Consider the following 23,630-nt stretch of genomic DNA (forward strand, 5'->3'; position numbering starts at 1 on the left):
TGCGTCAGCGACCGGCGGCCTTGACGATCTCCTCCGATTTCACTGGGGCGAAAGCGAGGCGCGAGCTTCCGTCAAGCGGCCCGGACGCTGGCGAGAAACCCCGCAATGCTCTCGTCGAGGGCGAGGCTCGCCGCCGCCACGCGGCCGGCGACACTCCTCACCGATTCGGCGGCCTGCGCGCTGGACGCGGCGGCTTCCTCGACCGTGGCGATGCCGCCGGACACGGCGTCGGCGCTGGCCTCGGCATCGGCGACGCTGTCTGCGACGCGTGCGCCCGCGATCCGCTGGGCCTCGAGAGCGAGGGCCACGGCCGCATCCGCGCCCGCCATCTGATCCATCGTTCCGCCGATGGCCTCCACCGCCCGGAGGGTGTCCTGCGCGGCGCCCCGCATGGCTTCGATCTGTCCCTTGATCGCCTCGGTGGCGCCCGCCGTCTGGGCGGCGAGCGCCTTCACCTCGCCGGCGACCACCGCGAAGCCGCGTCCGGCTTCGCCCGCGCGCGCCGCCTCGATCGTGGCATTGAGGGCCAGGAGATTCGTCTGCGCGGCGACGGTGGCGATGGTCTCGACCACGGTGCCGATCTCGCGCCCCGCCTCGGTGAGCAACGCGGCGGCGCGGCGCGTGGCTGTGACCTCGCGGTGCGCCAGTTCGCCCAAGCCATCGCGGATGCGCGACTGCCGGTCGATGGCCTCGCTACCTCCCGCGACATCCGCGCTGGCGGCCGCAGCCCTGCGCACCTGTTGTCCCGCGCCGGCCGCACCTTCCGAAACGATGGTGGCCTGATCCCGCGTGAGCCGCACGGCGTCCGACACCGCCTCCGCCGCGCCCGCCATGGCAGTGGCGGCGCTCGACAGATCCTGCGCCACCCTCTGAGCCTCCTGCTCGAAGGCCTGGGCGGCTGCCTCCAGGCGCGCGGCCCGCTCGGCCTCCAGAGCGGAATGGGCGAGCGCGCGCGCATCGCCTTCGACCTTGTCGACGATGACGGTCCGCAGCACCGCAATGGAGCGGGCCATGATTCCGATCTCGTCGCGTCGTTCCAGCAACGGGATGGCCCGGGTGAGATCCATGGCGGCAAGGGCATCGATCGCCGATCCGAGGCGGGCCAGCGGTTGGCGGATCTCCTTGAGGACGAGCCAGTGAGCGAAACCGAAGGTGAAGAGGATCACCGCCCCGGAGGCCACGAGGCTTATGCTACGGGTCTGCTCGATCTCCGCCGCGGCGTCCGAGCGTTCGTCGGCGAGACGCACCAGGGTGTCCTTGCCGATCCGCGTGATCGCGGACACCATTCTGGCGCGGCTCGCCACCGTGGCCTCGTCGGTGCCCTGGATCAGCGCCGCCTTTGGGGAGATGGTGAGGCCGAGCTCCGCCGTATCGGTCTGATAGGCCAGGAACTCCTTCAGCATCAGATCGAGCTTGAGGCGTTCCGTTTCGGAGACATGCCCGGTGATCCGGCCCAGAAACGCGTCCTTCTGCTGACCGACCTCGGTGAGGGCGGTCTTCAGGGCGCCGAACTTCCCCTTGGCGTCCTCGGTGTCGTCCGCCGTGTAGACCGTCGTTGCCGCGACCACGGTGCGTTCGATCGCGAGGGCGAGGCCCTGGGCCGACAGGGTGCGTTCCCATACCGAATCCATCTCGGCCGTCCGCGCCTGCTGATGCAGGACCATCCGATCGTTGAAAAGGGACAGGGCGCAGGCACCGAGCGCCAGAACGCCCATCACGGCCGCGAGTTTGTTGCCGAGGGAGAGGCGCATGGACTCGTTCCGTCATCGAGGGCTTTCCGAAGCTGATGACGTCCCGAACCTTGCCGGGAGTTTAAATCGAGGCGGCTAACGAGCTGTAATACCTCATAAAAACGCTTGAGGCCGCCCGTTTCGAGGCGGCCTCCGGTGTCGGTGCCTGGCGAGGAGTCGCTGAAAAGCGTAGCTCAGTAGGCCGTGGAATCGGCGGAGGCGACGTCGACCCGGTCGCCGCTGCGCGAGAAGGCGATGGTGGTCTCGCGTCCGTCGGAACCGAGGGTTCCGGGCACCGAGAGATGCACGGTCTGCTCGGGGTTGAGGGTGGTCACGAGCCGGATCACCTGCGGCTGGTAGTTGCCGGAATTGACGCTGGCCAGGGTGGCGACGACGCGGTAGCGGCCCTTCTCCACCGTGTAATAGGCTGAGCCCCGATAGGCACCGAGGTCGACGCTCTGTGCGCTTGCCGGCGAAAGCTCGGTCGCCGGGGAGGCCGTGGCGGAGGCGAGGGTGAGCGCTACGGCGAGGAGGGTTTTGGACGAGATGCGCATGATGAGGGAACCTGTGCGGTTACTGTCCGCCGGGAGTGCCCGTTCGGAGAGCCGGTTGCACCGGGAGACCGACATATGCGGATTCTATGCTGCGCTGCGAAGAGGAGAATGTTGCAATGCGTCAATGCTTGGATTGCATGACTCGTCAAAAAATATCTTGATACATGTCAATAATACATAGCTCGACAGCATGACAGATAGAAACTGCCGCTCCCAGGACCGGAAATGGACGTTCGACCGAAAGGCGGTTCGATGCGGGATTGGCTTAGGAAGATAACATGCTGCGATGCAGCGCGAGCGTTCCGTCAGTCGCGCCGGGTCAGCGCGGCGATCTCGGCTTCTTCCGCCGGGCTCAGCTTGGTCTCGTGATCCGCGCGCCGGCGCGACAGACGCCAGAGCCCAAAGACACCAAGGCCGAGGGCCATGAGGGGCGTCAGCCAGAGCAGCAGCGTGTGCAGGGCGAGGACCGGCCGCAGCAGGACGTATTCCCCGTAGCGGCCGACCACATAATCCTGCACCTGCCGGTCGTCGTCCCCCGCCTTCAGGCGCTCCCGCACAATGAGCCGGAGGTCGCGCGCCAGGGGCGCATCGGAATCGTCGATGGACTGGTTCTGGCAAACGAGGCAGCGCAGGCCGGAGGAGATCACGCGCGCCCGCGCTTCGAGCTTGGCGTCCGGCAGGACCTCGTCCGGCTGGACGGCCAGGGTGGTGCCCGTCGAGCCGGCGAGAAGCGCCAGCGCGACGAGCAGGCGGGGAAGACGGGCCGCGCTCATTCGGCGGGGGCCATGGTGCCGGGCATGGTCTTGGCCTTTTCCTTCGCCCGTGCGGGCGCGCCCACCCGCATCCTACGGTCGGTGAGGGACACCGCCCCGCCCAGCGCCATGACGACGGAACCGAGCCAGATCAACAGCACCAGGGGCTTGTAGTAGAGCCGCAGGCCGATGGCCCCGCCGGGGACCATCTCGCCGAGGCTGGCATAGACCTGGCTGACGCCGACGGTGAGCAGGCCGGATTCCGTCACGTTCATCTTGCGGCTCGGATAGAACCGCTTGCCCGTCTCCACGGTGCCGATGAAGTCACCGGCCGTGTTGCGCATGGTCAGGAAGGCCGTCGTCTCCTCGTAATTCTCGCCCGTGCGCGGGCCGACCCGGTCGAGGGTCGCCACGTAAGGGCCGGAGGCGAGGGACTCGCCCGGCTTCACCGTGCTCAGGGCTTCCGTGGCCCAACCTTGCGCGGCGATACCGAGAACTACGATTCCGACGCCCGCATGAGCGAGCGCCGTGCCCCAGGCCGAGCGGGGCAGGCCCAGCGCCCGTCGCATGACGCCGCTCACCGTCCGTGCCCGGCTGTTGCCGTAGCCACGGGCCCGCGACACGATCTCCATGGCCGAGCCGACGACGAGATAGGCGCCGAGCCCGATGCCGATGGGCGCCATCATCGGGCCGCCCCAGGTCCAGGCCAGCACGGCGAGGCCCACCGCGAGGGCGACACCCATGGCGGCGAACAGGCGCTGCGAGGCCGCGTGCACGTCGCCGCGCTTCCAGGCCAGGGTCTGGCCGAAGGGAACGATGAGGAGGAGCGGGATCGCCAGGGGGATGAAGGTGTAGTTGAAGAAGGGCGGCCCCACCGAGATCTTCTCGGAAGTCAGGGATTCGAGGAGCAGCGGGTAGAGCGTGCCGACGAAGACCGTGGCGCAGGCGGCGGCGAGGAACAGGTTGTTCATCACCAGGGCGCCCTCGCGCGAGATCGGCGCGAACAGGCCGCCCTGCCGCAGCATCGGCGCGCGCCAGGCGAAGAGGCTGAGCGAGCCGCCGATGAACAGGATCAGGATGGCGAGGATGAAGACGCCGCGCGTCGGGTCGGTGGCGAAGGAATGCACCGAGGTGAGCACGCCCGAGCGGACGATGAAGGTGCCCAGCAGCGACAGCGAGAAAGTGAGGATGGCGAGCAGCACCGTCCAGACCTTGAGCGCGTCGCGCTTCTCCATGACCACGGTGGAATGAAGCAGCGCCGTGCCTGCGAGCCAGGGCATCAGCGAGGCGTTCTCCACCGGATCCCAGAACCACCAGCCGCCCCAGCCGAGCTCGTAATAGGCCCAGTACGATCCCATCGCGATGCCCAGGGTCAGGAAGCTCCAGGCGATCAGCGTCCAGGGGCGCACGGCGCGCGCCCAGACCGCGTCGATGCGACCGTCGATCAGCGCCGCGATGGCGAAGGCGAAGGTGATCGAGAAGCCGACATAGCCGACATAGAGGAGGGGCGGATGGATCGCGAGGCCGAAATCCTGCAGCAGCGGATTGAGGTCGTTGCCCTCGACCGGCGCCGGGCTCACCCGCATGAACGGGTTCGAGGTCGTGATGATGAACAGCACGAAGACGAAGGTGATGAGGCCCTGGACCGCCAGGGTGTTGGCCCGGAGCACCGGCGGAACCGAGTTCCGGGACACGGCGACCAGGGCGCCGAACAGGGCCAGGATGAGGACCCATAGCAGCATCGAGCCCTCATGGTTCCCCCACACGCCCGAGAGCTTGTAGAGGAAGGGCTTGGCCGTGTGCGAGTTCTCGATCACGTTCTGGACCGAGAAGTCCGAGGTGGCATGGGCGTAGGTGAGCGCCCCGAACGAGAACAGGATGCAGGCGAAGGTGCCGAGCGCCGCCGGAGTGGCCACGGCGCGCAGGGCCGCATCCCCAGAGCGGGCGGCCCAGACCGGCATCACCGCCTGGACCAGGGAAAGCGCCAGCGCCAATGCCAGCGCGAAATGTCCGACTTCGATCAGCACGTCGGATTGTCCTTCCTCAGGGTCATACCGGTCATCGTTCGCTGCGTCGTCCGAGCGTCGGCTCGCCGTCGGCGGTCTTCACGCCCTCGGCGGCTTTCCCGGCGGAGGCTCCCTTGGAGCCGCCCTCCTGCCACCGTCCCTGCGCCTTGAGCGCATCGGCGACCTCGCGGGGCATGTAGGATTCGTCGTGCTTGGCCAGCACCGTGTCGGCGCGGAAGATGCCGCCCGGCTCGAGCCGCCCTTCGGCGACGATGCCCTGGCCTTCGCGGAACAGGTCCGGCAGCAGGCCGCGATACTGGACCTGGACCGTCGCGTTGGTGTCGGTCACGGCGAAATCGATGTTCTGGTCCGGGCCGCGCTGGAGCGAGCCTTCCTTCACCAGCCCGCCGAGGCGGAAGCGGGTGCCCGGCGCCACGCCCTGCGCGGTCACCTCGGTGGGCGACCGGAAGAACACGATCGACCCGCTCATGGCGGACAGGATCAGGCCGAGGGCCAGGGCGAGCACGGCACCGCAGGCGGCGATCAGGATCAGGCGGCGGCTCTTGCGAGTCACGAGTTTCGTCCCGTTTCTGTTCCGGCGCCTCATGATGGGCGCTGAGGAGGCCCGGAAAGGTGGATCCGGCTGTCCTGTCGTCTGGCGTCTTTTAGGTACTGGCGTATCTTGGGTTTCGGCCCCATGGCACTCCGGGTCAAGGGCCGTGGCCGGGGCGGATTGTCAGGGGGCGTCCTGCGGCGCGGCCCGCATCACGGCTTGTCGTTGCCGCCGCGCAGGCCGAGCTCCTGGGCCAGGATGTCGAGCTTCTCCATGGCGCGGGCATCCGGGCTGAGGGCCATGCGGCCGCGGTCGAGGGCATGGCTCGCCTGCTGGCGCTCGCCCAATACGCTGTACGAACGCACGAGACGCAGCCAATCATCCACCGTGCCGCCCTTGGAGGCGAGGCGCCGGTCGAGGCCGGCGACCATGCCGCGGATGGCCGCGTCCCGTTCGGGCGCCGGCATCGCCTTCACGGCAGCCACGGCGGCGTCCGTCCCAGCGCGTTCGGCCGCATCGGCAGCAGTTACCGGCGGTACGGGCGCCGAGGCGAGGCCGAACTCGCGGGCGAGCTCATCGAGCTTGGCTCCGGCTCCATCCTCGCTGCCGACCGCGTTCCGCGCCCGGTCGAGGGCCGCCTTCATCTTTTCGCGATCTCCCAGCACGCCGTAGGACCGGACGAGGCGGACCCACTCGTCGGCGGTGCCTCCCTTTTCCGTCAGGCGCCGGTCGAGCCCGTCGACCATGCCCCGGATCGCCGCGTCGCGATTGGCGGCGGGCATCGCCTGCAGATCCGCCGCAGCACTGGAATCGGGAGCCTGGGCCGATGGGCCGGGCTTGGCGGCCGTGGCCGGCGCCTCGCCTTGCAGGCGGGTCAGGGTCTCGCGCACGAGCGGCAGCCAGGGCGCATCGGCCGGAGCATTCTCCATCAAGGCGGTCAGCCGCCGGACCGCGCCGGGGATGTCGCCTTCGAGCTCGGCGGCGCGCGCGAGGTAGAAGCGCGGCTTGGCGGCGCCGGCATCGAGGCTCGCCGCGCGCTCGAAGATCTCCTTCGCCCGGGGCGTCACGGTCCCGTTGGCGCCGGCGACCAGGGCCTCGCCCCAGTCGGAGAGGCGCTGCGGCGACTCGCCGAGCACGCGGGTCGCGGCCTCGTAGGCATGGGCCGCATCGTCGAAGCGCCCGAGCCGGACATAGACCGGAGCGAGCACCGACCAGCCGCGGCCGTCGCTCGGATCGCTGGCGAGCCGTGCCTCGATCTGTCCGATGGCCTTGAGCATGTCCTGTCCGCCCGACTGCACCGCCTGCCGGTCGGAGGCCGTCTGGGACGGCATGTGCGGCGAGCCGTAGAGCCCGTAGGCGATGAGCGCCACGAGGGGGATCGTCGAAAGCGCGAAGGCCGAGGCCGCCCGACGCTGGCGCAGGGCCGGCTCGGCGATCCCGTCGGAGACGGCTTCGGGGTTTTCGCGGCTCGCACGCAGAAGACGGCGGCCCGCCTCGGTGCGGGCGGCCTCGGCCTCACCGGGGGCGATCAGCCCCCGCGTCAGGTCGCGCTCGATTTCGCGGAGCTGATCCTCGTAGAAGCCGGTCTCGGTGACGAGCGCTCCGGCCGGTGGCGGGGAAGCGGCGTCCGCCCGCCGTGTCTTGGACCACAGCGACATCGGCCAGAGCAGGGCCAGCACGGTGCCCCCCGTCATCACCGCCAGTATGAACCAGATCGCCGTCATCTCACTCCGAACTCATGCCATACCATGTAAGCGCCGGACGGGTCCGAGCGCAGGGACCGGTCCGGCGACACGGTGTCACGCGAACCTGTGCCGTTTCGGACGGGCCGGCCTCGGCGGCATCCCCGCCTGAAACACCATTCGGGGCGTTTCGCATAGCCCGACGCTCATCCCGCGCTGGCATTCGGCGCGTCTCCGGGCACCTCGATCACGGCCCGCACACCGCCGAGCGTCGCCTCCTCCAGGCGGAAGCGCCCGCGATAGAGCGCCGCCAGATCGGCGACGATGGAAAGGCCGAGCCCTGAGCCTGGCTTGGTCTCGTCGAGCCGCCGGCCGCGGCCGAGTACCGCCGCGCGGTCTTCCGGCTGCAGGCCCGGCCCGTCATCCTCGATGGAGACGAGAAGGTGGGGATAATGGTGCTCGCTCACCGTCTCCGCCCGGATCGAGACGCGGCTGCGCGCCCATTTCGAGGCGTTGTCGACGAGGTTGCCGATCATCTCCTCGAAATCCTGGCGCTCGCCGCGAAAGCGCAGGCCCGGCGGCACGTGGACCTCGTAGGCGATGTCCTTGTCGCGGTAGATCTTGCCGAAGGTGCGCACGAGGCCCGCGAGCGCCGGCTCCACCTCGGTGGAGGTGCCGAGGGTGCCGGCCAAAGCCGCCGCCCGCGCCCGGTCGAGGTGGTAGTTCACTTGGTCGCGCATCACCGCCGCCTGCTCGCGGATCTTCGCGGCGAGGTCGTCCGACGCGTCGCTGGCGCCGACCTCGTTGACGATGATCGACAGCGGCGTCTTCAGGGCATGGGCGAGGTTGCCCACCTGCGTGCGCGCCCGCTCCAGGATCTCGCGGTTGGTCTCAATCAGGAGGTTCACCTCCCCGGCGAGGGGGGCGATGTCGCGCGGATACTCGCCGTCGATCCGGTCGGCCTCGCCCCGGCGGATCGCGCCCAGAGCCGTGCGGAGCTTCGCCAGGGGGGCCAGGCCGAAGCGGATCTGCAGCAGGGTCGTGAGCGCCAGGAACAGGCCGAGCAAACCGAACGTCACCATCAGCGAGAAACGGAAGCGGCCGACATCGTTCTCGATCTCGTCGGCGGGGCCGGCGACGCGCACGGTGTAGCGCCCCTCCTCGCCGAGATCGACGTCGCGCTCGATGATGCGCAGGGGCCGGTCGTCCTGGGCCTTGCCGTAGCCCTGGCGGATCTGGCCGATGCCGGCATTGTTGTCCGGGGTGCCGGCCGGCTTCAGGGGCACGCCGACGAGGGAACGCGAGGTGCGCAGGTCGCGCGGGCGCGCATCCGGCCGCCCCACCTGCCAGTACCAGCCCGAGAGGGGCAGGTCGAAGCGCGGGTCGCTCAGGTTGAAGGAGCGGCTCTCGGGATCGTTGGGCGAGACGAGATCGGTGGCGAGGTTGTTGGCGTAGACGAGGAGCCGGCTGTCGAAGGAGCGCTCGGTGTTCTCGCGGTAGAGCGTGGTGAGGATCCAGGCCGCGATCAGCAGGATCGCCGAACTCGCGATCAGGGCCGAGCCTGCCAGGCGCACGGCGATGGAGCGCCGCCGGAACGGCAGCCAGGAGGGAAAGGCGATCATCTGGGCGCGGCTGTCGTGGGGGCTATGCCCTGGTACACGACAGGTGCCGGAAAGGTGCGTCTTGCGAGGCACAGAGATGGTGTAGACGGCCCGTCCATATTATGTACACATCTCTTGGAAGAGGAACGGACCATGGCTCTTCATATTCGCGACGAGGAAGCGGATCGTCTTGTGCGTGCTCTTGCCGAGCGCAAGCACATTTCGCTGACGGACGCCATCAAGCTCGGTGTGGGCAACGAGCTCAAGCGCGAGGACGAGAAGCTGTCCTTGTGGGAGCGTATTCGTCCGATCCGGGAGCGCGTCGCATCCCGGCCGGATACCGGCCTCAAGGCGGACAAGGCCTTCTATGACGAGATGAGCGGCGACGCTTGATGTTCATCGACGCGTCGGCACTGGTCGCCATCCTGACGGGAGAATCCGATGCGTCGGACCTCGCTGCTCGTCTAGAAGGCGCGACGACGCTGATCACGTCGCCCATCGCGGTCTACGAATCCGTTCTTGCCATCGCACGGACCAAGCAGGGCGGTATTGGGGAAGCCCGAATCGATGTCGAGATGTTCCTTGCCGCTGTCCCGATCCGCGTCGTTGCAGTGACGCCTCTCGATGCGTCCACCGCTCTCGACGCGTTCGAGACATACGGAAAGGGCAGAGGGCACCCCGCACAGCTCAATATGGGCGATTGCTTCGCCTATGCGGCGGCTAAGAACAAAGGCGTCCCGCTCCTCTTCAAGGGCCAGGATTTCATCCACACCGATATCGCGCAGGCTCCAGCCTGAACCCCATCGAAGCTACACCCGCGGCGCGGGCTGGTTCGGGTCGACGAGGTAGCCCAGACCGCGCACGGTCTGGATCAGGTCCACCGCGAGCTTCTTGCGCAGGCGGCCGACGAAGACTTCGATCGTGTTGGAATCCCTGTCGAAATCCTGGTCGTAGAGATGCTCGGTCAACTCGGCGCGGGAGACCACGCGGCCGGTGTGGTGCATCAGATAAGCGAGCAGGCGGTATTCGTGGCTCGTGAGCTTGATCGGGTTGCCGTCCACATAGACGCGGCCCGAGCGGGTATCGAGCACGACGGGCCCGCAGGAGATCTGGCTCGTGGCGTGGCCGGTGGCGCGGCGCAGGAGCGCGCGCACGCGGGCCATCAGCTCTTCCATGTGGAAGGGCTTGGTCACGTAATCGTCGGCCCCGGCATCGAACCCGTCGACCTTGTCCGACCAGCGATCGCGGGCGGTGAGGATGATGACCGGCGTCTTGATGCCGGCGCGGCGCCATTTCTGCAGCACGGTGACGCCGTCCGCCTTCGGCAGGCCCATGTCGAGGATGATCGCGTCGTAGGGTTCGCTCTCGCCGAGATAGGCACCCTCTTCGCCGTCGAAGGCCTTGTCGGCGACGTAGCCGGCCTCCTCGAGCGCGCTGACCACTTGCCGGTTGATGTCCCGGTCATCCTCGACGACGAGCAGACGCACTGCGATTCACTCCCAAGATGAGGCGGCGCTGAGGCCCCCGTCGCGGAGAACGATAGGCGCCCCCGCCTTTATTTGCCGATAACCCGCCCGGTGGTGGCATCCACCAACACGTGGACGAACTGTCCGTCCCGGCGCAAGGCCGTCAGGAGATAGGCGAGGCCCTCCCCGTGCCGGCAGAGCCGGGCGCGCTGGATCTCGGCCCGGGAGATCACCGTCCGGGCGGCGCGGATCGCGGCCACCGGCTCGATCACCCGCTTGTCCGCCACCGCCTCGCGCAGATCTGCCGGGCTGAGACAGCTCTCGCTCGGCGGGACCGCTTGCATGGGCGCCGAGACCTCGGCCGTTCCGGGCGCCATCGTCTCCTCCGCCAGCGTGCGAATCGGCCCCGTCGCGAAAGCCGCGACGGTCAGGCCGATAAACAGCAGGGCGAGGAGGATACGCATGGATTGAGTCAATGGTCTTCGGGCACTGAATGCGCCCTGAATGCGGGGTCCGTCGCGCCCCGTGTCCGAACGATCGGATCGTGGCGCGACAGGCGGTGAGCGGGCAAGCCGATGGCGGGCCCTCCGGTTCCCGGACGGCGGCGTCACGAGGGGCCGGCGCGCTGGGCGACGAGGCGCTGCAGGGCGAGGCCGAGGAGGTGCTGGCGGTCGATATGGTCGAGGGCCGCCCGGCACAGGTCGGTCATCGAGCGCTCGAAACGGGTCTCGGCGGCCCGGAGGCGGAAGGAGGCGGCGCGCAGCCGCGAGGAAGGCGGGAAGAGGCGGGTCATCGGGTGTTCTCCGTCGTATGGGCACGGGGCGTCATCGCCCCTCGTGGCGGGTGTCCGACAGGCGGCGCAGGATCTCGTCGAACTTCTCCCGCGCCCGCTCGTCGCTGCGGTCGACGCCGCGCGAGATCTCGCTCGCGAGACGGGACAGGTCTTCGAGCACCCGCGTCCGGCTCTCGATGGCCAAAGCCACGGCGGAATTCGCCTGGGAGGCCCGTTCCAAAGCCGTCGCGGTGGCGCCGGTATCGCCGATGCGGGCCTCCTGGGAGCGGCCCACTTCCCGGTAGAGGTGCAGGCAGGCGAAGCCGAGAAGGGCGGCGACGATCCAGCCCGCGCCCTCCTCCGAGAACAACAGGCGGGCGGCTTCGAGCGCGATCCTGTCCATGGGAACCTCCCTTCCGCTGCCCCGGCTGGATTCACCCATCTGCTCTTTCAGGCGATCCGCGTCCCTCTCCCCCTTGTGGGGAGAGGTCAGGAGTGGGGGTGGCTCCGCCAGCCTCCGCAAGCGGAGGGTCGCTCAACCACCCCCACCTCCAACTCCTCCCCACAAGGGGGAGGAGGGTAGGGCAGCGCTGCCCGCGGAACGCGGCTCAGGTCGGCGATGCCCGGTCCCGGCCCGCTCGCAGGGTGTCGAGGGCGGGGGGCAGGGTGTTGCCGGTGGTGGCCTCCTCGTCGAGGGGCAGGCTGCGGAAGACCTTTTCGGCGAGGCCCTCCGCCCCGCCCGCCGCCGTCACCAGCCAGGCCGGCGCCTGGTCGAGCGCCCGCTGGACCGCCTGCGCGATAACCGCCGAGCCCACCGGCACCGACAAGGTCCGCCCGCGCACCGCGCCGGCCACGGCATTGATCGCGTAATCGCCGACGTTGCGCACGAGGCGCTCCACGAGGGAGGTCGTGATCAGGACCTGCAACGGGCCGGCGATCCGCGCCACTGCGGCGGTCGCCGCGGTGATCGCGAGCGGCACCAGGAAGGCGGTGATCAGGTGGGCCAGCGCGATCGCGCCGTCGCCCCAGGGCAGGAGGACGGTGGCATCCGTGGGCGACGCCATGCAGGGCGAGGCGGCGCAGGAGGAGAGGAGGGCGGCAAGGCCGGCAAGGACGAGGGGCGAGGGTCTCATGGCGATCTCCGGGATGCGGCAGGGGAGGGAGAACCGGGTGCTCCGGGCTCAGGCGCGTGCGCCGAACAGCGCCCGGAGCGAGGTCTTGAGGCGCGCCCAGGCACTCACGGGCGCGGTGCTCCGCTGGGGCGGCGCGGCCCGCACCGAGGGCGTGCGGGGGAGGGGGCGGCGCTCGGAACCGATGGCCGGGTTCGGAACGATCCCCGGCCGCTCCTCCGGTCGCTCCATCACCGGGCCGGCGGGGCGCGGGATCGCCGTGGGATCGGTGGAGCGGGCGCGCGGCAGGGCCGTCGCGTAGGGCGTGCGGAACTGGTCGTACTCGGCCCGCCGGCGCGGGATCAGCGAGGCGGGCCGGTTCCACATCAGGATCGCCTCGGCGGCGCCCGCCCGGTCACCGGCATTCAGGCGCCGCACGACGGTCGAGCGGCGGAACGCGCCTTCGCCGATGTTGAAGCAGAGGGAGACCAAGGCATCGAAGGCATGGTCGGGCAGATCGTTTGGCACCACCGTCGCGACGGTGCGCACGAAGCGGCCGACATCGCGGGCGAAGAGCGCGTCGCATTCCGCCGCCGTCAGGCGCAGGCCCGGTGTCACCACGGGTGGCCCCGCCGCGCTGGTATGGCCGATGCCGATGGTCCAGATGCTGACGGAATCGCGGTAAGCCTCGAGGCGCCGTCCCTCGCGGGCAACGAGCACGGCATGGCCGATGGCGCTGAGATCCATGGTTCACTCCGGGTTTGGGAACGGGGAAGACGCGTCGTGCGGCGACGCGCGATCAGGAGGACATTGCCTCCCGGGCGGCTCAGGGCATTGCGAGGCCCCAGAACGCCGTGTCGGCGGCGAGGATGCCACCCTCGGCGCCGGTGAAATGCGCGAACACCTCCACCGTGTCGCCCGCCGCCAGAGTGAGGGTGGCCGTGAGGGCGAGGGTCGAGACGCTGTCCACGAGACCGGTCACGCCCGCCCGGTGGCGGGGGGAGGCCGTGCCGTTGCGGTAGAACCGTGCCTGGAGCGCGGTGGGCGACGCGCTGCCGATCCTGCGGTAGGCGAGGCCCACGCCGAACGTGTAGGTGCCGGGCTCGGGCGCGACGAACCGGTTCGTCGCGGGCACGAACGCGCCCTGGTCGTTCACCTCGGCGGTGTTGAACGCCACCTTGGTCCAGACGCCCGCCGGAATCGTCGCGTCAGCGCTCATGGCGGCTGCGAAGCGGGGCAGGTTGGTGAGGCGGGACCAGCGCGTCCCGTTATAGCCCTTGAACGCGGCGGCGGTGCCGTCGAACAGGATCTGTCCGGGCGCGAGCCCTGCGCCGGGCGTGCCGGCACGGGGGACGAGTTCGAGGGCGCCGTTGCCCCTGAACTTGACCACGGACCGGCGCGTGCTCGTGCCGATCTCCGTCGTCTGGAAGTCGACGAGCGTCCCCTGTGCCGTGGCCGTGAAATCCTCCTCGGCGAGGCCGTTGAAGGTGACCATGTTGCCGGAGAACCCGCCCGTCGCCTGGTAGCCCCGGCCGAAGAAACCGAAGAAGCGGTCTCCGGCGAGAATGCCGGTGGGGGCGGCCGGGGTGCCGCGGGCGATGCGCGTGGTGATGTTGGCCACCGGCGAGCCGGCGCTGTAGCATTCGAGCTGGAGCAGGGCGGAACTCGACGAGCCCGAGACGAAGAGCGGGGCGGCCGGCACCGGGCCGCCCGGTGCCGCGGACGAGCCGAATCCCACGAAGCCGCTATTCCCCAGCGCCCGCCAGGCATGGGACCAGCTGGCGCCGTCCGCCGAGACCTTCGCCGTCAGGCTGTCGTCACCCACGAGGCCGATCTCGGCGCGGCCTGAGAAGCCCGTCTGCATCAGCAGCGACAGGACGTTGCCCGTGGCCGCCTTGTTCAGGGCGAACCGCAGGTCGCCGGTGCCGCCTTCCGCCGTGGCGCGTGCGGTCCAGAGGGCCTTGTTGAGCTTGGCCGAGAACGGATCCTCCGCATCCGCCTGGGTGCCGAGGCCGAGGAGGACGAGGTTCTGCAACGCGGAGATCGTCGCGGCGAGGCCGGTCCAGGCGGTACCGTCGAAACGGTAGAAGGCGTCCTCGTCGGCCAGATAGGCGAGCCACCCGGCCCTCGGCGCGAGCCCGGTCCAGACGCCGTCATGGAAATGGACGATGTGGCCGGAGAGACCGGTCCAGGCGCCCGTGGGCGCGGCGCCGGCGACGAGGTAGCGGTCTCCCTCGGCGGGCGAGGAGGGCGGGGAGGTCAGGTCCTTGTCGAGGCAGGCGAGCTGCACGAGCCTGTCGAGGACCACCAGGGCCTCGTTGTGGGTGACGTGTTTTCCCGCCTGCGCCGCCGCGATCAGCGGCAAAGCGAGGTTGTCTGTCGTCAGCGACATGGGGATGACTCCGGGTCGGTCGGGTCGCTCAGGCGGAGCGGACGGGCAGGAGGGCGCGGCGGCTCGGGCCGGGTCCGGCGACGGTGCCGACCTGGGCGACGCTCACGTCGAGGCGGGTCTGCTTCGCGCCGAAATCGGCGGCCTCGTCGGCGGTGGCGTAGAGGAGCGCCGGCTCGGTCGTTCGGGCGGTCCGCAGAGTCGATCCGTCCGCCGCATGGATTTCGACGAGATAGGTCTCGCCCGGCTCGTCCTGCGGGATCTCCACCGGCTCCCAGCCATCCGCGTCCCGCCGCGCCCGACGGAGCCAGGACAGCCTGATCCCGCCGGCCTCGCGCCGCGCGGCCGGATGCACCGGCGCGAGTGGAAGGAGCGGCAGCAGGCCGGCGCTCGCCTGGAGCTCGACATAACTCGGATCGCCGGGGTCGCGGGTGGCCGGCCCGATCCGGTAGCGAAACGGGCGGCCGGCCTCGTCGAGCCGCTCCACCAGGGGCACCACCGCCCCGTCGTCGAGGCGCACCACGAGGCAGCCGGGCGGATTTGCGCGTCCGGCGAGCCCCTCGCTCCCCATCAGGCCGCGCAGCAGCCGGCTGAGGCGATAGGTGCCGGGGCCGATCAGTTCGGCGCCGGCCGCCGCGATGATCTCGACCCGGCCGTCGCTTCCCACGAGGGCGAACAGGTTGCCGCCGGAGAGCGCATCGTCCTCCGCGATGGAGGACAGGGCACCGGCATGGCGCAGGCGCACATCGAGCCGGGTTCCCCGGTCGAAGCGCCAGAGCGGTCCCGGCGGCAGCGGCGTCAGCGTCTCGCCGAGGCAGGCCGGATAATCCACGATCCGGTGGAGGCCGAGGGGGCCGCTCTCGCCGGCCGAGCGCCAGACGGCCATCTCGCCGGGCCAGGGATCGGCCGAGACCGCGAGGTATTGCAGGATCGTCTGGCTGCCCCTGTCCACCGGCAAGTCGAGCACGCGGGCGAAGGGCCGCCCGGCCATGGACGGGGGTGGCCGGTATCCCCTGTCGTCGGGGCTTCGGTTCGCGCCGAGGCGAGAGCTGTGGACCGGCACGGCGCGGGTCTCGATCCGCCGCGCGCCGGCGCTGTCGGCGATCCGCACGATCCGATGGGGCAGTGGCGCGCCGGGCAGGGACAGGAGATCGCCCGGCACCAGGTCGATCTGGCGCGGGCTCACCGCGAAACCCGCGCTGTCGCGCCCGGCGATGGCCATGTCGAGGAGCGCCTCGGCCAGCGCTTCGGCGCTCCCCCGGCGGGTGACGATGGGCGCGTCGGCGTTGCTCTCTCGCCGTCTCAGGCCGGTGGGGCGGATCGCCGAGGCGGTGGCGGTCCGGTAATCGGCGCTCTGCCCGTCGCAGAAGGCGAGGGTGAGCGCGCGGGGCAGTTCGGATTCCTCGGCGCGGACGAAGCTCAACGGCGCCCGGTCCCGCTCGGTGAGCGCGAGATCGGCGGCCGCCAGGACGATCGCGCTCTCGCGGCGCGGTCCGCGAATGTCGAGTCTGCCGCCCACCGCCGAGACGTCGAGCCCGTAGACCCGGGCCAGCGGCTCCAGGGCGCCGCGCGCCGACATCGGCCGGTCGATGACGTAACCGTCGAGCCAGGCATCGGCAGCGATCCGGGCCGGTGCCGTGATGCCGAGATCGGCGAGGATCGCGCCGATCAGGCGGTCGAGCTCCAGCCCCTCGATCCGTCCTGTGATCCAGTGACCCAGGGACCAGTTCTCCGCATCCGCCCAGACCGTGTCGAAATCCGGAAAGGCCGGGAAGGGCCGCGCGTCCCAGCACCAGACGAAGACGGAGCCGGGCGACACCATCGGGCCGCCATAGACGGGCGAGACCGGGTTGTGAGCCGGCTCGAAACCCGGCAGCGCCGCATCGAAGCGCGTCAGGATGGCGGTGAGGCCACGGGCCTGGATCAGGTCGTCGCGAACGTTGGCCGAGAAGGGTGGCGCGGCGTTCTCGGAGGATTTCGCGTCGGGGAAGACGTTCGGGCCATTGGTGCCCCTGTCCACGGCGGGCACGCCGATCTCGGTGAGCCAGATCGGCTTGGATCGGGGAATCCAGGCCGTGGTGCCGGTCTCGATCCCGCCGTCCCGCTCGCGATGCGGGTTCGACCACCAGGAGACGAGGTCCTTGGCCCGGTAGACCCAGGGCTTGCCCGCCGCGCCGTCGGTGATGGGGGTGCGCGCCTGCGCCCGCCGGTCGGCGTCATTGGCATAGTACCAGTCGAAGGCCTCTCCGGCCCCGAGGCGGCGCTTCAGATAGGCGGTGTCGTAGAGGCTGTCGGTCTCGGCGAGGTCGGCATGGTCCGCGCCGTCGCGCCAGTCGCTGATCGGCGGGTAATAGTCGATGCCCACCGCCGCGATGGCGGGATCGGAAAACAGTGCGTCGAGGGGGAATCGCACGGTGGCCCCGCCGTCGCGGACATGGGCGCCGTACTCGGTCCAGTCGGCGGCGTAGACCAGGGCCACGCCGGCCCCGAGGCGGGCGCGCACCTCCTGGGCCAGCGCCGTGAACGCCTCCACCGCCGGATAGCGCCCGGCCTCGCCCCGCACGCGGGTGAGGCTCGGAAACTCGCTGCCGATGATGAAGCCGGAGAGCGAAACGCCGTCGGCCGCCCAGCCGGCGGCGAGGTCGGCGTAATGCAGGAGGAAGCGGCGGTAGCCGTCGGGATTGTGGAAGAAGGCCGCCACTTGCGCGGACGCAGCGGCGGTCCCGTCCGGGCTTCCCGGCTGGCCGGGGGCCGGCGCGCAGGTGATGCGGCCCCGCCAGGGATAGGGCGGCTGATGGAGGGCGCTCGCGTCGCGCGGATCGGGCAGGCCGTTGCCGGCGGGCACGTCCATCATCACGAACGGGTAGAGCACGACCTCGAGACCACGGCGGCGCAGCTCGGCGACGAGGCGGCCGAGCCCGGCATCGGAGGGCGTGCCGCCATAGGCAGCACCTCCCATGGGCGCGGTCGAGACCGTCTTCACCTCATCGCGGGTCAGCCCGGCGACGCTCCATGTGTCGCCATGCGTCGCCTTGTCCGGCCGGTCGACCTTGGGCGTCACCGTGCATCGGCCCACGCGCAGGTCGCTTCCGAACCAGCTCGCCACCACCGAGACGCGGGCGAGGCGCGGGCACAGGGCCTGGAGCGCGTCGAGGGAGGCGGTGACGTCGCTCGCCTCTTGGAACTGGAAGCGGTTGGCCGCCCGCGTGGCGCCGAAACCCGCATCCTCGGTGACGAGGCGAGGGTCGAGGCCGAACTCCGTCGAGCCGGGAATGAGGCAGACCGCGCGGACCATCCCGGCGAGCCCCTCCACCGGGCGGATCACCTCGAAGGCCAGCTGCGGCACCCGGTTGCCGAACTCGGCGAGTGCCAGACGCTCGAACACCATATAGGCGAGGCCGCGATAGGCCGGTGCCCGGTCGGCGCCCTCCTTGGCGACGATCAACGGATCGGGCGCCTGGTCGGCCCCGCCCCGGTGCAGGCGGTAATTCAGGGTGGTGAGGTCGATCTCGCGGCCATCGGCCCAGACCCGGCGGACATGGGCGATCTCGCCCTCGCACAGCCCCACCGCGAGATCGGCGAAATAGGCATAGGTCGTGGTCACGGTCTTCTGGCCCGAACCCCCCTTGCCCCCGGACGAGGCGCGCTGGACGCTGGTATTGGCCACCTCGAGCGGGCGCGTCGCCCAGATCAGGGTGCCCCCTACCTTGGCGCGGCCGTAGACCCGCTTGATCGGCTCGCCCTCTGTGGAGGACAGCCCGGCCACATCGGTCAGGCGCGGCCCCTCCACGACGCGCGGCCCGGCCCGCGACCCGAACAGGGCGCTGTCGATCGCGCCGCCGGCCACGGCGCCGAGCGTGCTCAGCACGGCCCCGCCGATCGGGCCGCCGAGCGCGGTCCCGAGTGCCGCCCCGGCTGTCTGCAGGATGAGCGTGGCCATGCGGGAGGGCTCCGGGAGGGAGGGCTAAAGGATTAGGGACACTCGGTGCGCATCGCCTCTCCCCGCTCGCGGGGAGAGGGACGTGTCTCCCCCTCGCTGGGGAGCACGTCGAGGCGGCAGCCGACGGTGAGGGGGCTTCTTCGGACGAGCCTCACTCGGAACCGCCCCCTCACCCTGGCTCCGCTCGTCACAGGCACGACGAGGTGCCTGCGACCCTCTCCCCGCGTGCGGGGGGAGGGGAAGCGCGACCGTTGCGCCGCATCGATGTCAGGCGCCGGGAAACCGGAACACATGCGCCACGTGCCGGCGCCACCATCGTGTGACGGCGACCTCCGTCACCGCCGCGCCGTCATGGGCGTGGATCATCGTCCCGGCCCCGCTGGCGATGCGAGCGTGAAACAAGCGTTTGAGATTCGTATCCAGCCGGATACAAGAATCGCATGCCGACGATCCTGCTCTCGGACCGATTCAAGGTTTGGCTGAAGGGCCTGCGCGACGAACGCGCAAAGGCCCGAATTGCGGCCCGCCTACGATCGGCGAGCTATGACAATTTCGGAGATACCAAGCCTGTCGGGAGCGGTGTCTTCGAGATGCGCATCCATCACGGCCCCGGCTATCGCCTCTACTATGCGCGACGCGGCGAGACGATTTACCTGCTGCTCAAGGGTGGCGACAAAGCGAGCCAGTCTCGCGATATTCAAGACGCCATCGCCATGCTCGCCTCGCTCGATCGGAGCACGCCATGACAGAATTCACGCCCTTCGACGCGTCGGAGTATCTCGGCACTGACGAAGCCATCGCCGAGTATCTCGCGGCCGCCCTCGAAGATCCGGATCCCCAAGTGTTTCTCGCGGCTCTCGGCGATGTGGCCAAGGCGCGGGGCATGACGCAGATCGCCAAGGATTCCGGGCTTGGTCGTGAAAGCCTCTACAAGGCCCTCTCCCCGGGCTCGAAGCTGCGTTACGAGACCGTCCGCAAGGTCATGGATGGGCTTGGTGTGAGGCTCACCGTCCTTCCGCATTCCTGAACCGGGCCATCCTGAAACCGGAGCGCATGCACCAGGTGCGGGCGGCGGTTCAGGGCGGTGAGGTCGATCTCGCTGCCATTCATCGGCCCACACCCGCCGGTCGGTGCGCATTCCCTCTCCCCGCTCGCCGGGAGAGGGACGTGTCTCCCCCTCGTCGGGGAGCACGTCGAAGCCGCAGCCGAGGGTGAGGGGGCTTTTTCGGACGAGCCTCACTCGGAACCGCCCCCTCACCCTCGCTCCGCTCGTCACAGGCACGACAAGATGCCTGTGACCCTCTCCCCGCGCGCGGGGAGAGGGGGAAGCGCGCCTGTCGTCTCGGCTTCCCGATATCAGGCGCCGGGAAACCGGAACACATGCGCCAGGTGCCGGCGCCACCATCGCGTGAGGGTGACCTCCGTCACCGCCGCGCCATCATGGGCGTGGACCATCGTCCCGGCCCCGCTGGCGATGGCGCAGTGTTTTGCCGGCAAATGTGAGCGGAAGGCGAAGAGCAGGATGTCGCCGGCCTCGGGTTCGTATCCGGCCTCGGGGCGGGGCACGGCGACGAGGTGGCGCCGTGCGGCTTCCGCCATCGGGTCGGCGCCACCGGGGGCGGATTCCGCCCAGGAGGCCGAATAAGGCGGTGCGGTCTCTGGCTCGGGGCCGAGGAGCCCGCGCCAGACCCCCCGGACGAGGCCGAGGCAATCGCAGCCGACGCCCTTGAGCGAGGCCTGATGCCGATAGGGCGTGCCGATCCAGCCCCGTGCCTCGGCGACGATCCGGTCGGAGCATGGCATGACGGTCTCCTTTGCCGGCTCAGCGGAACAGGCTGCCGCCGTCGAGGGCGGTGCCGGAGCCGGCGGTGCCGCGGATGACGAAGTCGTTGCCCGGCATGTGCGGGAAGCCCTGGAAGTTCACCGCATTGGCGAAAGTGTCGACGCAGGTGGACAGGCGCTTGTTGTGCTTGCACGTAAAATAGCCCGCAAATACGGGATCTATGCCCGCAGTTTGACCAACAGTTGGCCCGTTGGTATTCTGATCGCTGTAGGCAGGCTGGGCTTCCCTACCGCTCGATCCGGCTCCTGATGACCCTGAATTCTAAATTCTGGCTCTGCACCGACTGCATGCTCTACGCGGCGCTGCGGCAGGTTCGGCGGCTTTTGGACGTATGCGGGAACTCCTACGACGCTATGGTCGAGACGCGTCTCGATCGGCTCCGCTGACGCGGGGCCAGGCAGTGGCGGTCTACTTCATCGGTGAAGAGGAAAGCGGCTGCTGCCGAATTAAGATCGGCGTAGCCAAGGATATCGAGAAGCGCCGTTCCAACCTACAGACCGGCAGTCCGTCCGAGCTTCGCCTGCTGGGGTGGATACACACCGAAGCGGCGTTCGAGCTCGAGCGGAGACTCCATCAGCAATTCAGCGCCGCGCACGTCCGTGGTGAGTGGTTCGCGATCGAACCAGCTGACATCCTGCCTATCTTGAGGCGCGCTACAAGTGAAGGCTTCGTCGCCAGGAACGCCAACGCCTTCCAAATCGTAGGTTACGACCGTGACGCGGTCCCGGAATATCTGGGCGTCTGGGAATGGGGCGACCTCGAGATCGACGAGTGTTGCCCCTTCTGCGGGTGCCTATGCGGCATGGCGTTCCAAGACGCCTCGCAGATGTATCACTGCATCAGATGCGATGCGCTGACCGACTTTTCGGAACTCAGCCACCGGCACAACGAATCGGAGGGTTGAGCGATGGGGGAGAAAGAGCGCAGTGCGAGCGAGAAATGGATCGAAGCCCGGGCACCAGGCTTCCATGAAGTCGCATCGCGATGTCAGGCTGCCCAACGCTTCGGGGTCGGGGCCGCCAGCGCGATCCGTTGGCACAAGCGTTCAGGCAGGACGGACAGATCGTGCCCAAGCCGATGAGCGGCGATCGCAACTCGCAGCGCCTAGAAGCGCAATCCGCCTTGATTCCTCGGACCTACGAAGCGCATCCGCAATCCATCCTACGTGAGCTCCGCGACGCTTTATGGGATCGCAGCGTCCGGGCAAGCACGAGTAGCCTGTCCCGCTTCTTCGCCCGGTATGGGGTCACCCGTAAAAAGGTGCCGTCCACGCGGCTGAGCAGGGAAGGCCGGACGTGAGTGCCAACTCGATCTCAATCCGGCTCGCTTGGTCTTCCTCGATAAGGCGGCATGGCTACGTCTCCCAACAGCCGCAGTTAGCTCGTGCCTCAATCGGTCGAGGGATTGAGCCAGTCTAGTGCTTGCGCAACGCTCCGATTGTGTCGAGCACGCGAACGATCTTGTCGGCACCTTCAGGGGTTTTGTCCCACAAGCTGCGCATGCTGGCCTGAAGCTTCGCCCAAGCTGCTGTTTCCGCGTTGAACTCGACCGGGGCAGCATTGATTTCCAGCCCAAGCACCTTGCAGATTTGCACGACGCTTTCGCTGATCCGGCGAAATTCACCGCGTGTGATCCGACCTACCTGGCTGGCATGAACCCCGATAACAGCGCCGATCTGTGTGTCTGTAAGCGCACATTCCGCGCGCGCAGCGACGATTCTTGCGCGAAGCACCGAAATCTCATTTGTGGTTGCCTTCATGCAGATTTGCATGTAGCGAAATGTGCAGATTTGCAAGAGGGTATGTGATGGCCGTTGAAATCCGATTCTATCGAGCCAGCGAGAAGCCCTACGGCGGGTTCAGCAATCTCTATCGGCGCGAAATCGAATTTGAGGGGGAGCGGTTTGCCACCAGCGAGCACGCCTATCAGGCAGGTAAGCCGCGAAAGAAGGCGGTTCGCGACTGGCTGCTGAGCGCGCCGTCCCCCGCTCTTCTTGCGATGGCCGCGCACGGACTTTATTATTGGGACATCGCACCAGGCTGGTCGACGGGCAAATTCGATAGAATGCGGGGGGTGCTCCGCGCCAAGTTCGAGCAGCATCCTGACCTGCGCAACCTGCTACTCTCGACCGGCGACGCTCGCTTGGTCGAAAGCGCTACCGTCGACAATGAGGTCAATCGCTTGTGGGGCGAAGTGAATGGTGTCGGTAAGAATATGCTCGGCGTGCTGCTGATGGAGTTGCGCGCGGAGATGCGCGGAGAAACGCCGGTAGCTGCTGCCGCCTAAGCTGGAAAATCATGGCGCGAATGCGCCAGGATCGAACGGACATAAGCAACGTCGCGCTGCTGAAACACGCCCCTTGCGCCGGCGAAAGCGCAATTTTCGGCAGCGAGCCGCTGTCCGGCTACGACTCCACCCATTAAATCGTGAATGCCGAGGCCAGGTAGCCGCGGTCCGGTGTGGGCAAGGAGCCAGTCGATCAACCCAACGCTGACCATATCACCCGACCCGCAAGTGTCGGTCACCTGCGTGGCGGGATAGGCCGCACTCCAGATTCGCTCATGACCATGGCGCAGCTCCAAACCATCGGCACCATAAGTAACGATCGCAATCGCCGCGCTCGCAGCAACCTTCTCATCGAGCTCAGGGCCAAGGCGATCCGAAGAATATTTGAGCACGCTGGTCAATGCGAGGGCTTCATCGAACAAGATATGATCGATGTCGGATGGCTCAAAATAGATGATCGCGCCGCCATGATAGGCATGGGTCATCGCGTCAAGGATCGCTGGCGACAAGCGGTCGGTGTAAAACAGTGCGCAATTCCTGAGCACCACCGTCGCTGATTCCAACTCCGCAAGCCCGATCGGCTCATAGCGAGGAAATTCCTCAAAAGTCTCGCGGCAGGTGAAGCTGAAGCTGTGCTGTCCCGAATGAGTGTCAAGCTCCTGACGCAGCACCGGCGACCGGCGCCCCGGATGACGATGAATATAGCGCGTATCGGCACCGGCGATCGTGAACTCGGCGAGCAGTTGCTCGCCGATATCGTCCAGCCCAAGTGCCAGCACCGGCGCGACCTGCCGATGCAGCATGGCGAGCGAAACGAGCACATTGCCGCACGAACCGCCGAGCGCCTCAGTGGCGAAGTCGCCATCGGCGTAGAGTCGATCGAGCACCGTGAAGCCGGTGCCGACGACATCGATCATGTTACACCGAGGAATCATTATGTTCTCAGT

24 protein-coding genes and 3 pseudogenes are annotated in these 23,630 nt (G+C 68.7%); 7 read left to right on the forward strand and 20 right to left on the reverse strand.

What is annotated here, in order from left to right:
• Window positions 1–71: 71 nt before the first annotated feature.
• From ASF08_RS07300 to ASF08_RS07330, 7 genes are all read right to left on the reverse strand, one after another.
• Window positions 72–1,751 (reverse strand): methyl-accepting chemotaxis protein, encoded by a 1,680-nt coding sequence (locus tag ASF08_RS07300; RefSeq protein ID WP_056143203.1) that lies wholly within the window; start codon window positions 1,749–1,751, stop codon window positions 72–74.
• A 173-nt stretch (window positions 1,752–1,924) separates the two neighbouring features.
• Complete coding sequence (locus ASF08_RS07305; RefSeq protein ID WP_056143206.1) at window positions 1,925–2,284, reverse strand: hypothetical protein; 360 nt, start codon at window positions 2,282–2,284, stop codon at window positions 1,925–1,927.
• A gap of 305 nt (window positions 2,285–2,589) precedes the next feature.
• The gene (locus ASF08_RS07310) at window positions 2,590–3,057 is read right to left on the reverse strand and encodes a cytochrome c-type biogenesis protein (protein ID WP_056143209.1); all 468 of its coding nucleotides are present in this window, start codon (window positions 3,055–3,057) and stop codon (window positions 2,590–2,592) included.
• On the reverse strand, window positions 3,054–5,063 hold the full coding sequence (locus tag ASF08_RS07315; protein ID WP_056143213.1) for a heme lyase CcmF/NrfE family subunit: 2,010 nt from the start codon (window positions 5,061–5,063) through the stop codon (window positions 3,054–3,056). The genes ASF08_RS07310 and ASF08_RS07315 overlap by 4 nt, the downstream gene beginning before the upstream one ends.
• A gap of 31 nt (window positions 5,064–5,094) precedes the next feature.
• On the reverse strand, window positions 5,095–5,616 hold the full coding sequence (ccmE, locus tag ASF08_RS07320; RefSeq protein WP_018045779.1) for a cytochrome c maturation protein CcmE: 522 nt from the start codon (window positions 5,614–5,616) through the stop codon (window positions 5,095–5,097).
• 191 nt (window positions 5,617–5,807) lie between these two features.
• Complete coding sequence (gene ccmI, locus ASF08_RS07325) at window positions 5,808–7,319, reverse strand: c-type cytochrome biogenesis protein CcmI (RefSeq protein ID WP_056143216.1); 1,512 nt, start codon at window positions 7,317–7,319, stop codon at window positions 5,808–5,810.
• 164 nt (window positions 7,320–7,483) lie between these two features.
• Window positions 7,484–8,899, reverse strand: coding sequence for a sensor histidine kinase (locus tag ASF08_RS07330; protein WP_018045777.1), 1,416 nt, complete (start codon window positions 8,897–8,899; stop codon window positions 7,484–7,486).
• 132 nt (window positions 8,900–9,031) lie between these two features.
• Here ASF08_RS07330 and ASF08_RS07335 point away from each other — a divergent pair, with 132 nt between their 5' ends.
• Together ASF08_RS07335 and ASF08_RS07340 are read left to right on the forward strand one after the other, a co-directional pair.
• The gene (locus tag ASF08_RS07335) at window positions 9,032–9,271 is read left to right on the forward strand and encodes a type II toxin-antitoxin system VapB family antitoxin (RefSeq protein ID WP_056143219.1); all 240 of its coding nucleotides are present in this window, start codon (window positions 9,032–9,034) and stop codon (window positions 9,269–9,271) included.
• Window positions 9,271–9,675 carry a type II toxin-antitoxin system VapC family toxin gene (locus ASF08_RS07340; protein WP_056143222.1) on the forward strand — a complete coding sequence of 135 codons (405 nt, stop codon included), beginning with the start codon at window positions 9,271–9,273 and terminating at the stop codon, window positions 9,673–9,675. The genes ASF08_RS07335 and ASF08_RS07340 overlap by 1 nt, the downstream gene beginning before the upstream one ends.
• Before the next feature lie 12 nt (window positions 9,676–9,687).
• Here ASF08_RS07340 and ASF08_RS07345 read toward each other — a convergent pair whose 3' ends face one another.
• From ASF08_RS07345 to ASF08_RS23880, 9 genes and pseudogenes are all read right to left on the reverse strand, one after another.
• Window positions 9,688–10,365: a response regulator transcription factor gene (locus ASF08_RS07345; protein ID WP_056143225.1), complete on the reverse strand. Its 678-nt coding sequence runs from the start codon at window positions 10,363–10,365 to the stop codon at window positions 9,688–9,690.
• 68 nt (window positions 10,366–10,433) lie between these two features.
• Entirely contained in the window at window positions 10,434–10,808 is a 375-nt protein-coding gene (locus ASF08_RS07350) for a PepSY domain-containing protein (protein WP_056143228.1), read from the reverse strand.
• 143 nt (window positions 10,809–10,951) lie between these two features.
• Window positions 10,952–11,137, reverse strand: a complete 186-nt coding sequence (locus ASF08_RS07355) for a hypothetical protein (protein ID WP_056143231.1) — start codon at window positions 11,135–11,137, stop codon at window positions 10,952–10,954.
• A gap of 31 nt (window positions 11,138–11,168) precedes the next feature.
• Window positions 11,169–11,519 (reverse strand): hypothetical protein, encoded by a 351-nt coding sequence (locus ASF08_RS07360; RefSeq protein WP_018045771.1) that lies wholly within the window; start codon window positions 11,517–11,519, stop codon window positions 11,169–11,171.
• Between the two features lie 205 nt (window positions 11,520–11,724).
• Window positions 11,725–12,249 (reverse strand): hypothetical protein, encoded by a 525-nt coding sequence (locus ASF08_RS07365; protein ID WP_056143234.1) that lies wholly within the window; start codon window positions 12,247–12,249, stop codon window positions 11,725–11,727.
• A 48-nt stretch (window positions 12,250–12,297) separates the two neighbouring features.
• Complete coding sequence (locus ASF08_RS07370; RefSeq protein WP_056143236.1) at window positions 12,298–12,972, reverse strand: lysozyme; 675 nt, start codon at window positions 12,970–12,972, stop codon at window positions 12,298–12,300.
• A gap of 79 nt (window positions 12,973–13,051) precedes the next feature.
• Window positions 13,052–14,617, reverse strand: coding sequence for a DUF2793 domain-containing protein (locus ASF08_RS07375; protein WP_056143239.1), 1,566 nt, complete (start codon window positions 14,615–14,617; stop codon window positions 13,052–13,054).
• Between the two features lie 28 nt (window positions 14,618–14,645).
• The gene (locus ASF08_RS07380) at window positions 14,646–18,554 is read right to left on the reverse strand and encodes a baseplate multidomain protein megatron (protein WP_056143242.1); all 3,909 of its coding nucleotides are present in this window, start codon (window positions 18,552–18,554) and stop codon (window positions 14,646–14,648) included.
• A 267-nt stretch (window positions 18,555–18,821) separates the two neighbouring features.
• A pseudogene (locus ASF08_RS23880) lies at window positions 18,822–18,950 on the reverse strand (peptidase P60); the annotation flags it as partial.
• 44 nt (window positions 18,951–18,994) lie between these two features.
• Here ASF08_RS23880 and ASF08_RS07385 point away from each other — a divergent pair.
• Together ASF08_RS07385 and ASF08_RS07390 are read left to right on the forward strand one after the other, a co-directional pair.
• Window positions 18,995–19,300, forward strand: a complete 306-nt coding sequence (locus tag ASF08_RS07385) for a type II toxin-antitoxin system RelE/ParE family toxin (RefSeq protein ID WP_056143245.1) — start codon at window positions 18,995–18,997, stop codon at window positions 19,298–19,300.
• The gene (locus ASF08_RS07390) at window positions 19,297–19,581 is read left to right on the forward strand and encodes an addiction module antidote protein (protein WP_018045765.1); all 285 of its coding nucleotides are present in this window, start codon (window positions 19,297–19,299) and stop codon (window positions 19,579–19,581) included. Before ASF08_RS07385 ends, ASF08_RS07390 begins: the two co-directional genes overlap by 4 nt.
• A 329-nt stretch (window positions 19,582–19,910) precedes the next feature.
• On the opposite strand, the gene ASF08_RS07395 is transcribed toward ASF08_RS07390, so the two are convergent.
• Both ASF08_RS07395 and ASF08_RS23885 read right to left on the reverse strand, forming a co-directional pair.
• A complete protein-coding gene (locus tag ASF08_RS07395) occupies window positions 19,911–20,357 on the reverse strand; it encodes an NlpC/P60 family protein (protein ID WP_056143248.1) in 447 nt (148 codons plus the stop codon).
• 19 nt (window positions 20,358–20,376) lie between these two features.
• A pseudogene (locus ASF08_RS23885) lies at window positions 20,377–20,520 on the reverse strand (phage BR0599 family protein); the annotation flags it as partial.
• A 277-nt stretch (window positions 20,521–20,797) separates the two neighbouring features.
• Here ASF08_RS23885 and ASF08_RS07400 point away from each other — a divergent pair.
• Both ASF08_RS07400 and ASF08_RS23890 read left to right on the forward strand, forming a co-directional pair.
• Window positions 20,798–21,301: a GIY-YIG nuclease family protein gene (locus tag ASF08_RS07400; protein ID WP_056143252.1), complete on the forward strand. Its 504-nt coding sequence runs from the start codon at window positions 20,798–20,800 to the stop codon at window positions 21,299–21,301.
• 39 nt (window positions 21,302–21,340) lie between these two features.
• Window positions 21,341–21,748, forward strand: a pseudogene (locus ASF08_RS23890) (IS630 family transposase); the annotation flags it as partial.
• A gap of 63 nt (window positions 21,749–21,811) precedes the next feature.
• Here ASF08_RS23890 and ASF08_RS07405 read toward each other — a convergent pair.
• Window positions 21,812–22,156 (reverse strand): helix-turn-helix domain-containing protein, encoded by a 345-nt coding sequence (locus ASF08_RS07405; RefSeq protein WP_156629494.1) that lies wholly within the window; start codon window positions 22,154–22,156, stop codon window positions 21,812–21,814.
• Window positions 22,157–22,203: 47 nt separating this feature from the next.
• On the opposite strand from ASF08_RS07405, the gene ASF08_RS07410 reads away from it, so the two are divergent.
• Window positions 22,204–22,683 carry an NADAR family protein gene (locus ASF08_RS07410; protein WP_056143256.1) on the forward strand — a complete coding sequence of 160 codons (480 nt, stop codon included), beginning with the start codon at window positions 22,204–22,206 and terminating at the stop codon, window positions 22,681–22,683.
• Here ASF08_RS07410 and ASF08_RS07415 read toward each other — a convergent pair.
• Window positions 22,680–23,600 (reverse strand): PfkB family carbohydrate kinase, encoded by a 921-nt coding sequence (locus ASF08_RS07415; protein WP_056143259.1) that lies wholly within the window; start codon window positions 23,598–23,600, stop codon window positions 22,680–22,682. The genes ASF08_RS07410 and ASF08_RS07415 overlap by 4 nt on opposite strands.
• Between the last annotated feature and the right edge of the window lie 30 nt (window positions 23,601–23,630).

It is taken from the genome of Methylobacterium sp. Leaf85 (genome assembly GCF_001422125.1).
In the GTDB taxonomy this organism is placed as follows: Bacteria; Pseudomonadota; Alphaproteobacteria; order Rhizobiales; family Beijerinckiaceae; genus Methylobacterium; species Methylobacterium bullatum.

Bases quoted from the DNA above. Each gene is read 5' to 3' on its own strand.
- ASF08_RS07300 (WP_056143203.1), bottom strand. From the start codon at position 1,751: ATGCGCCTCTCCCTCGGCAACAAACTCGCGGCCGTGATGGGCGTTCTG.
- ASF08_RS07305 (WP_056143206.1), bottom strand. From the start codon at position 2,284: ATGCGCATCTCGTCCAAAACCCTCCTCGCCGTAGCGCTCACCCTCGCC.
- ASF08_RS07310 (WP_056143209.1), bottom strand. From the start codon at position 3,057: ATGAGCGCGGCCCGTCTTCCCCGCCTGCTCGTCGCGCTGGCGCTTCTC.
- ccmI (WP_056143216.1), bottom strand. From the start codon at position 7,319: ATGACGGCGATCTGGTTCATACTGGCGGTGATGACGGGGGGCACCGTG.
- ASF08_RS07330 (WP_018045777.1), bottom strand. From the start codon at position 8,899: ATGATCGCCTTTCCCTCCTGGCTGCCGTTCCGGCGGCGCTCCATCGCC.
- ASF08_RS07335 (WP_056143219.1), top strand. From the start codon at position 9,032: ATGGCTCTTCATATTCGCGACGAGGAAGCGGATCGTCTTGTGCGTGCT.
- ASF08_RS07340 (WP_056143222.1), top strand. From the start codon at position 9,271: ATGTTCATCGACGCGTCGGCACTGGTCGCCATCCTGACGGGAGAATCC.
- ASF08_RS07350 (WP_056143228.1), bottom strand. From the start codon at position 10,808: ATGCGTATCCTCCTCGCCCTGCTGTTTATCGGCCTGACCGTCGCGGCT.
- ASF08_RS07355 (WP_056143231.1), bottom strand. From the start codon at position 11,137: ATGACCCGCCTCTTCCCGCCTTCCTCGCGGCTGCGCGCCGCCTCCTTC.
- ASF08_RS07360 (WP_018045771.1), bottom strand. From the start codon at position 11,519: ATGGACAGGATCGCGCTCGAAGCCGCCCGCCTGTTGTTCTCGGAGGAG.
- ASF08_RS07365 (WP_056143234.1), bottom strand. From the start codon at position 12,249: ATGAGACCCTCGCCCCTCGTCCTTGCCGGCCTTGCCGCCCTCCTCTCC.
- ASF08_RS07370 (WP_056143236.1), bottom strand. From the start codon at position 12,972: ATGGATCTCAGCGCCATCGGCCATGCCGTGCTCGTTGCCCGCGAGGGA.
- ASF08_RS07375 (WP_056143239.1), bottom strand. From the start codon at position 14,617: ATGTCGCTGACGACAGACAACCTCGCTTTGCCGCTGATCGCGGCGGCG.
- ASF08_RS07380 (WP_056143242.1), bottom strand. From the start codon at position 18,554: ATGGCCACGCTCATCCTGCAGACAGCCGGGGCGGCACTCGGGACCGCG.
- ASF08_RS07385 (WP_056143245.1), top strand. From the start codon at position 18,995: ATGCCGACGATCCTGCTCTCGGACCGATTCAAGGTTTGGCTGAAGGGC.
- ASF08_RS07390 (WP_018045765.1), top strand. From the start codon at position 19,297: ATGACAGAATTCACGCCCTTCGACGCGTCGGAGTATCTCGGCACTGAC.
- ASF08_RS07395 (WP_056143248.1), bottom strand. From the start codon at position 20,357: ATGCCATGCTCCGACCGGATCGTCGCCGAGGCACGGGGCTGGATCGGC.
- ASF08_RS07405 (WP_156629494.1), bottom strand. From the start codon at position 22,156: ATGAAGGCAACCACAAATGAGATTTCGGTGCTTCGCGCAAGAATCGTC.
- ASF08_RS07410 (WP_056143256.1), top strand. From the start codon at position 22,204: ATGGCCGTTGAAATCCGATTCTATCGAGCCAGCGAGAAGCCCTACGGC.
- ASF08_RS07415 (WP_056143259.1), bottom strand. From the start codon at position 23,600: ATGATCGATGTCGTCGGCACCGGCTTCACGGTGCTCGATCGACTCTAC.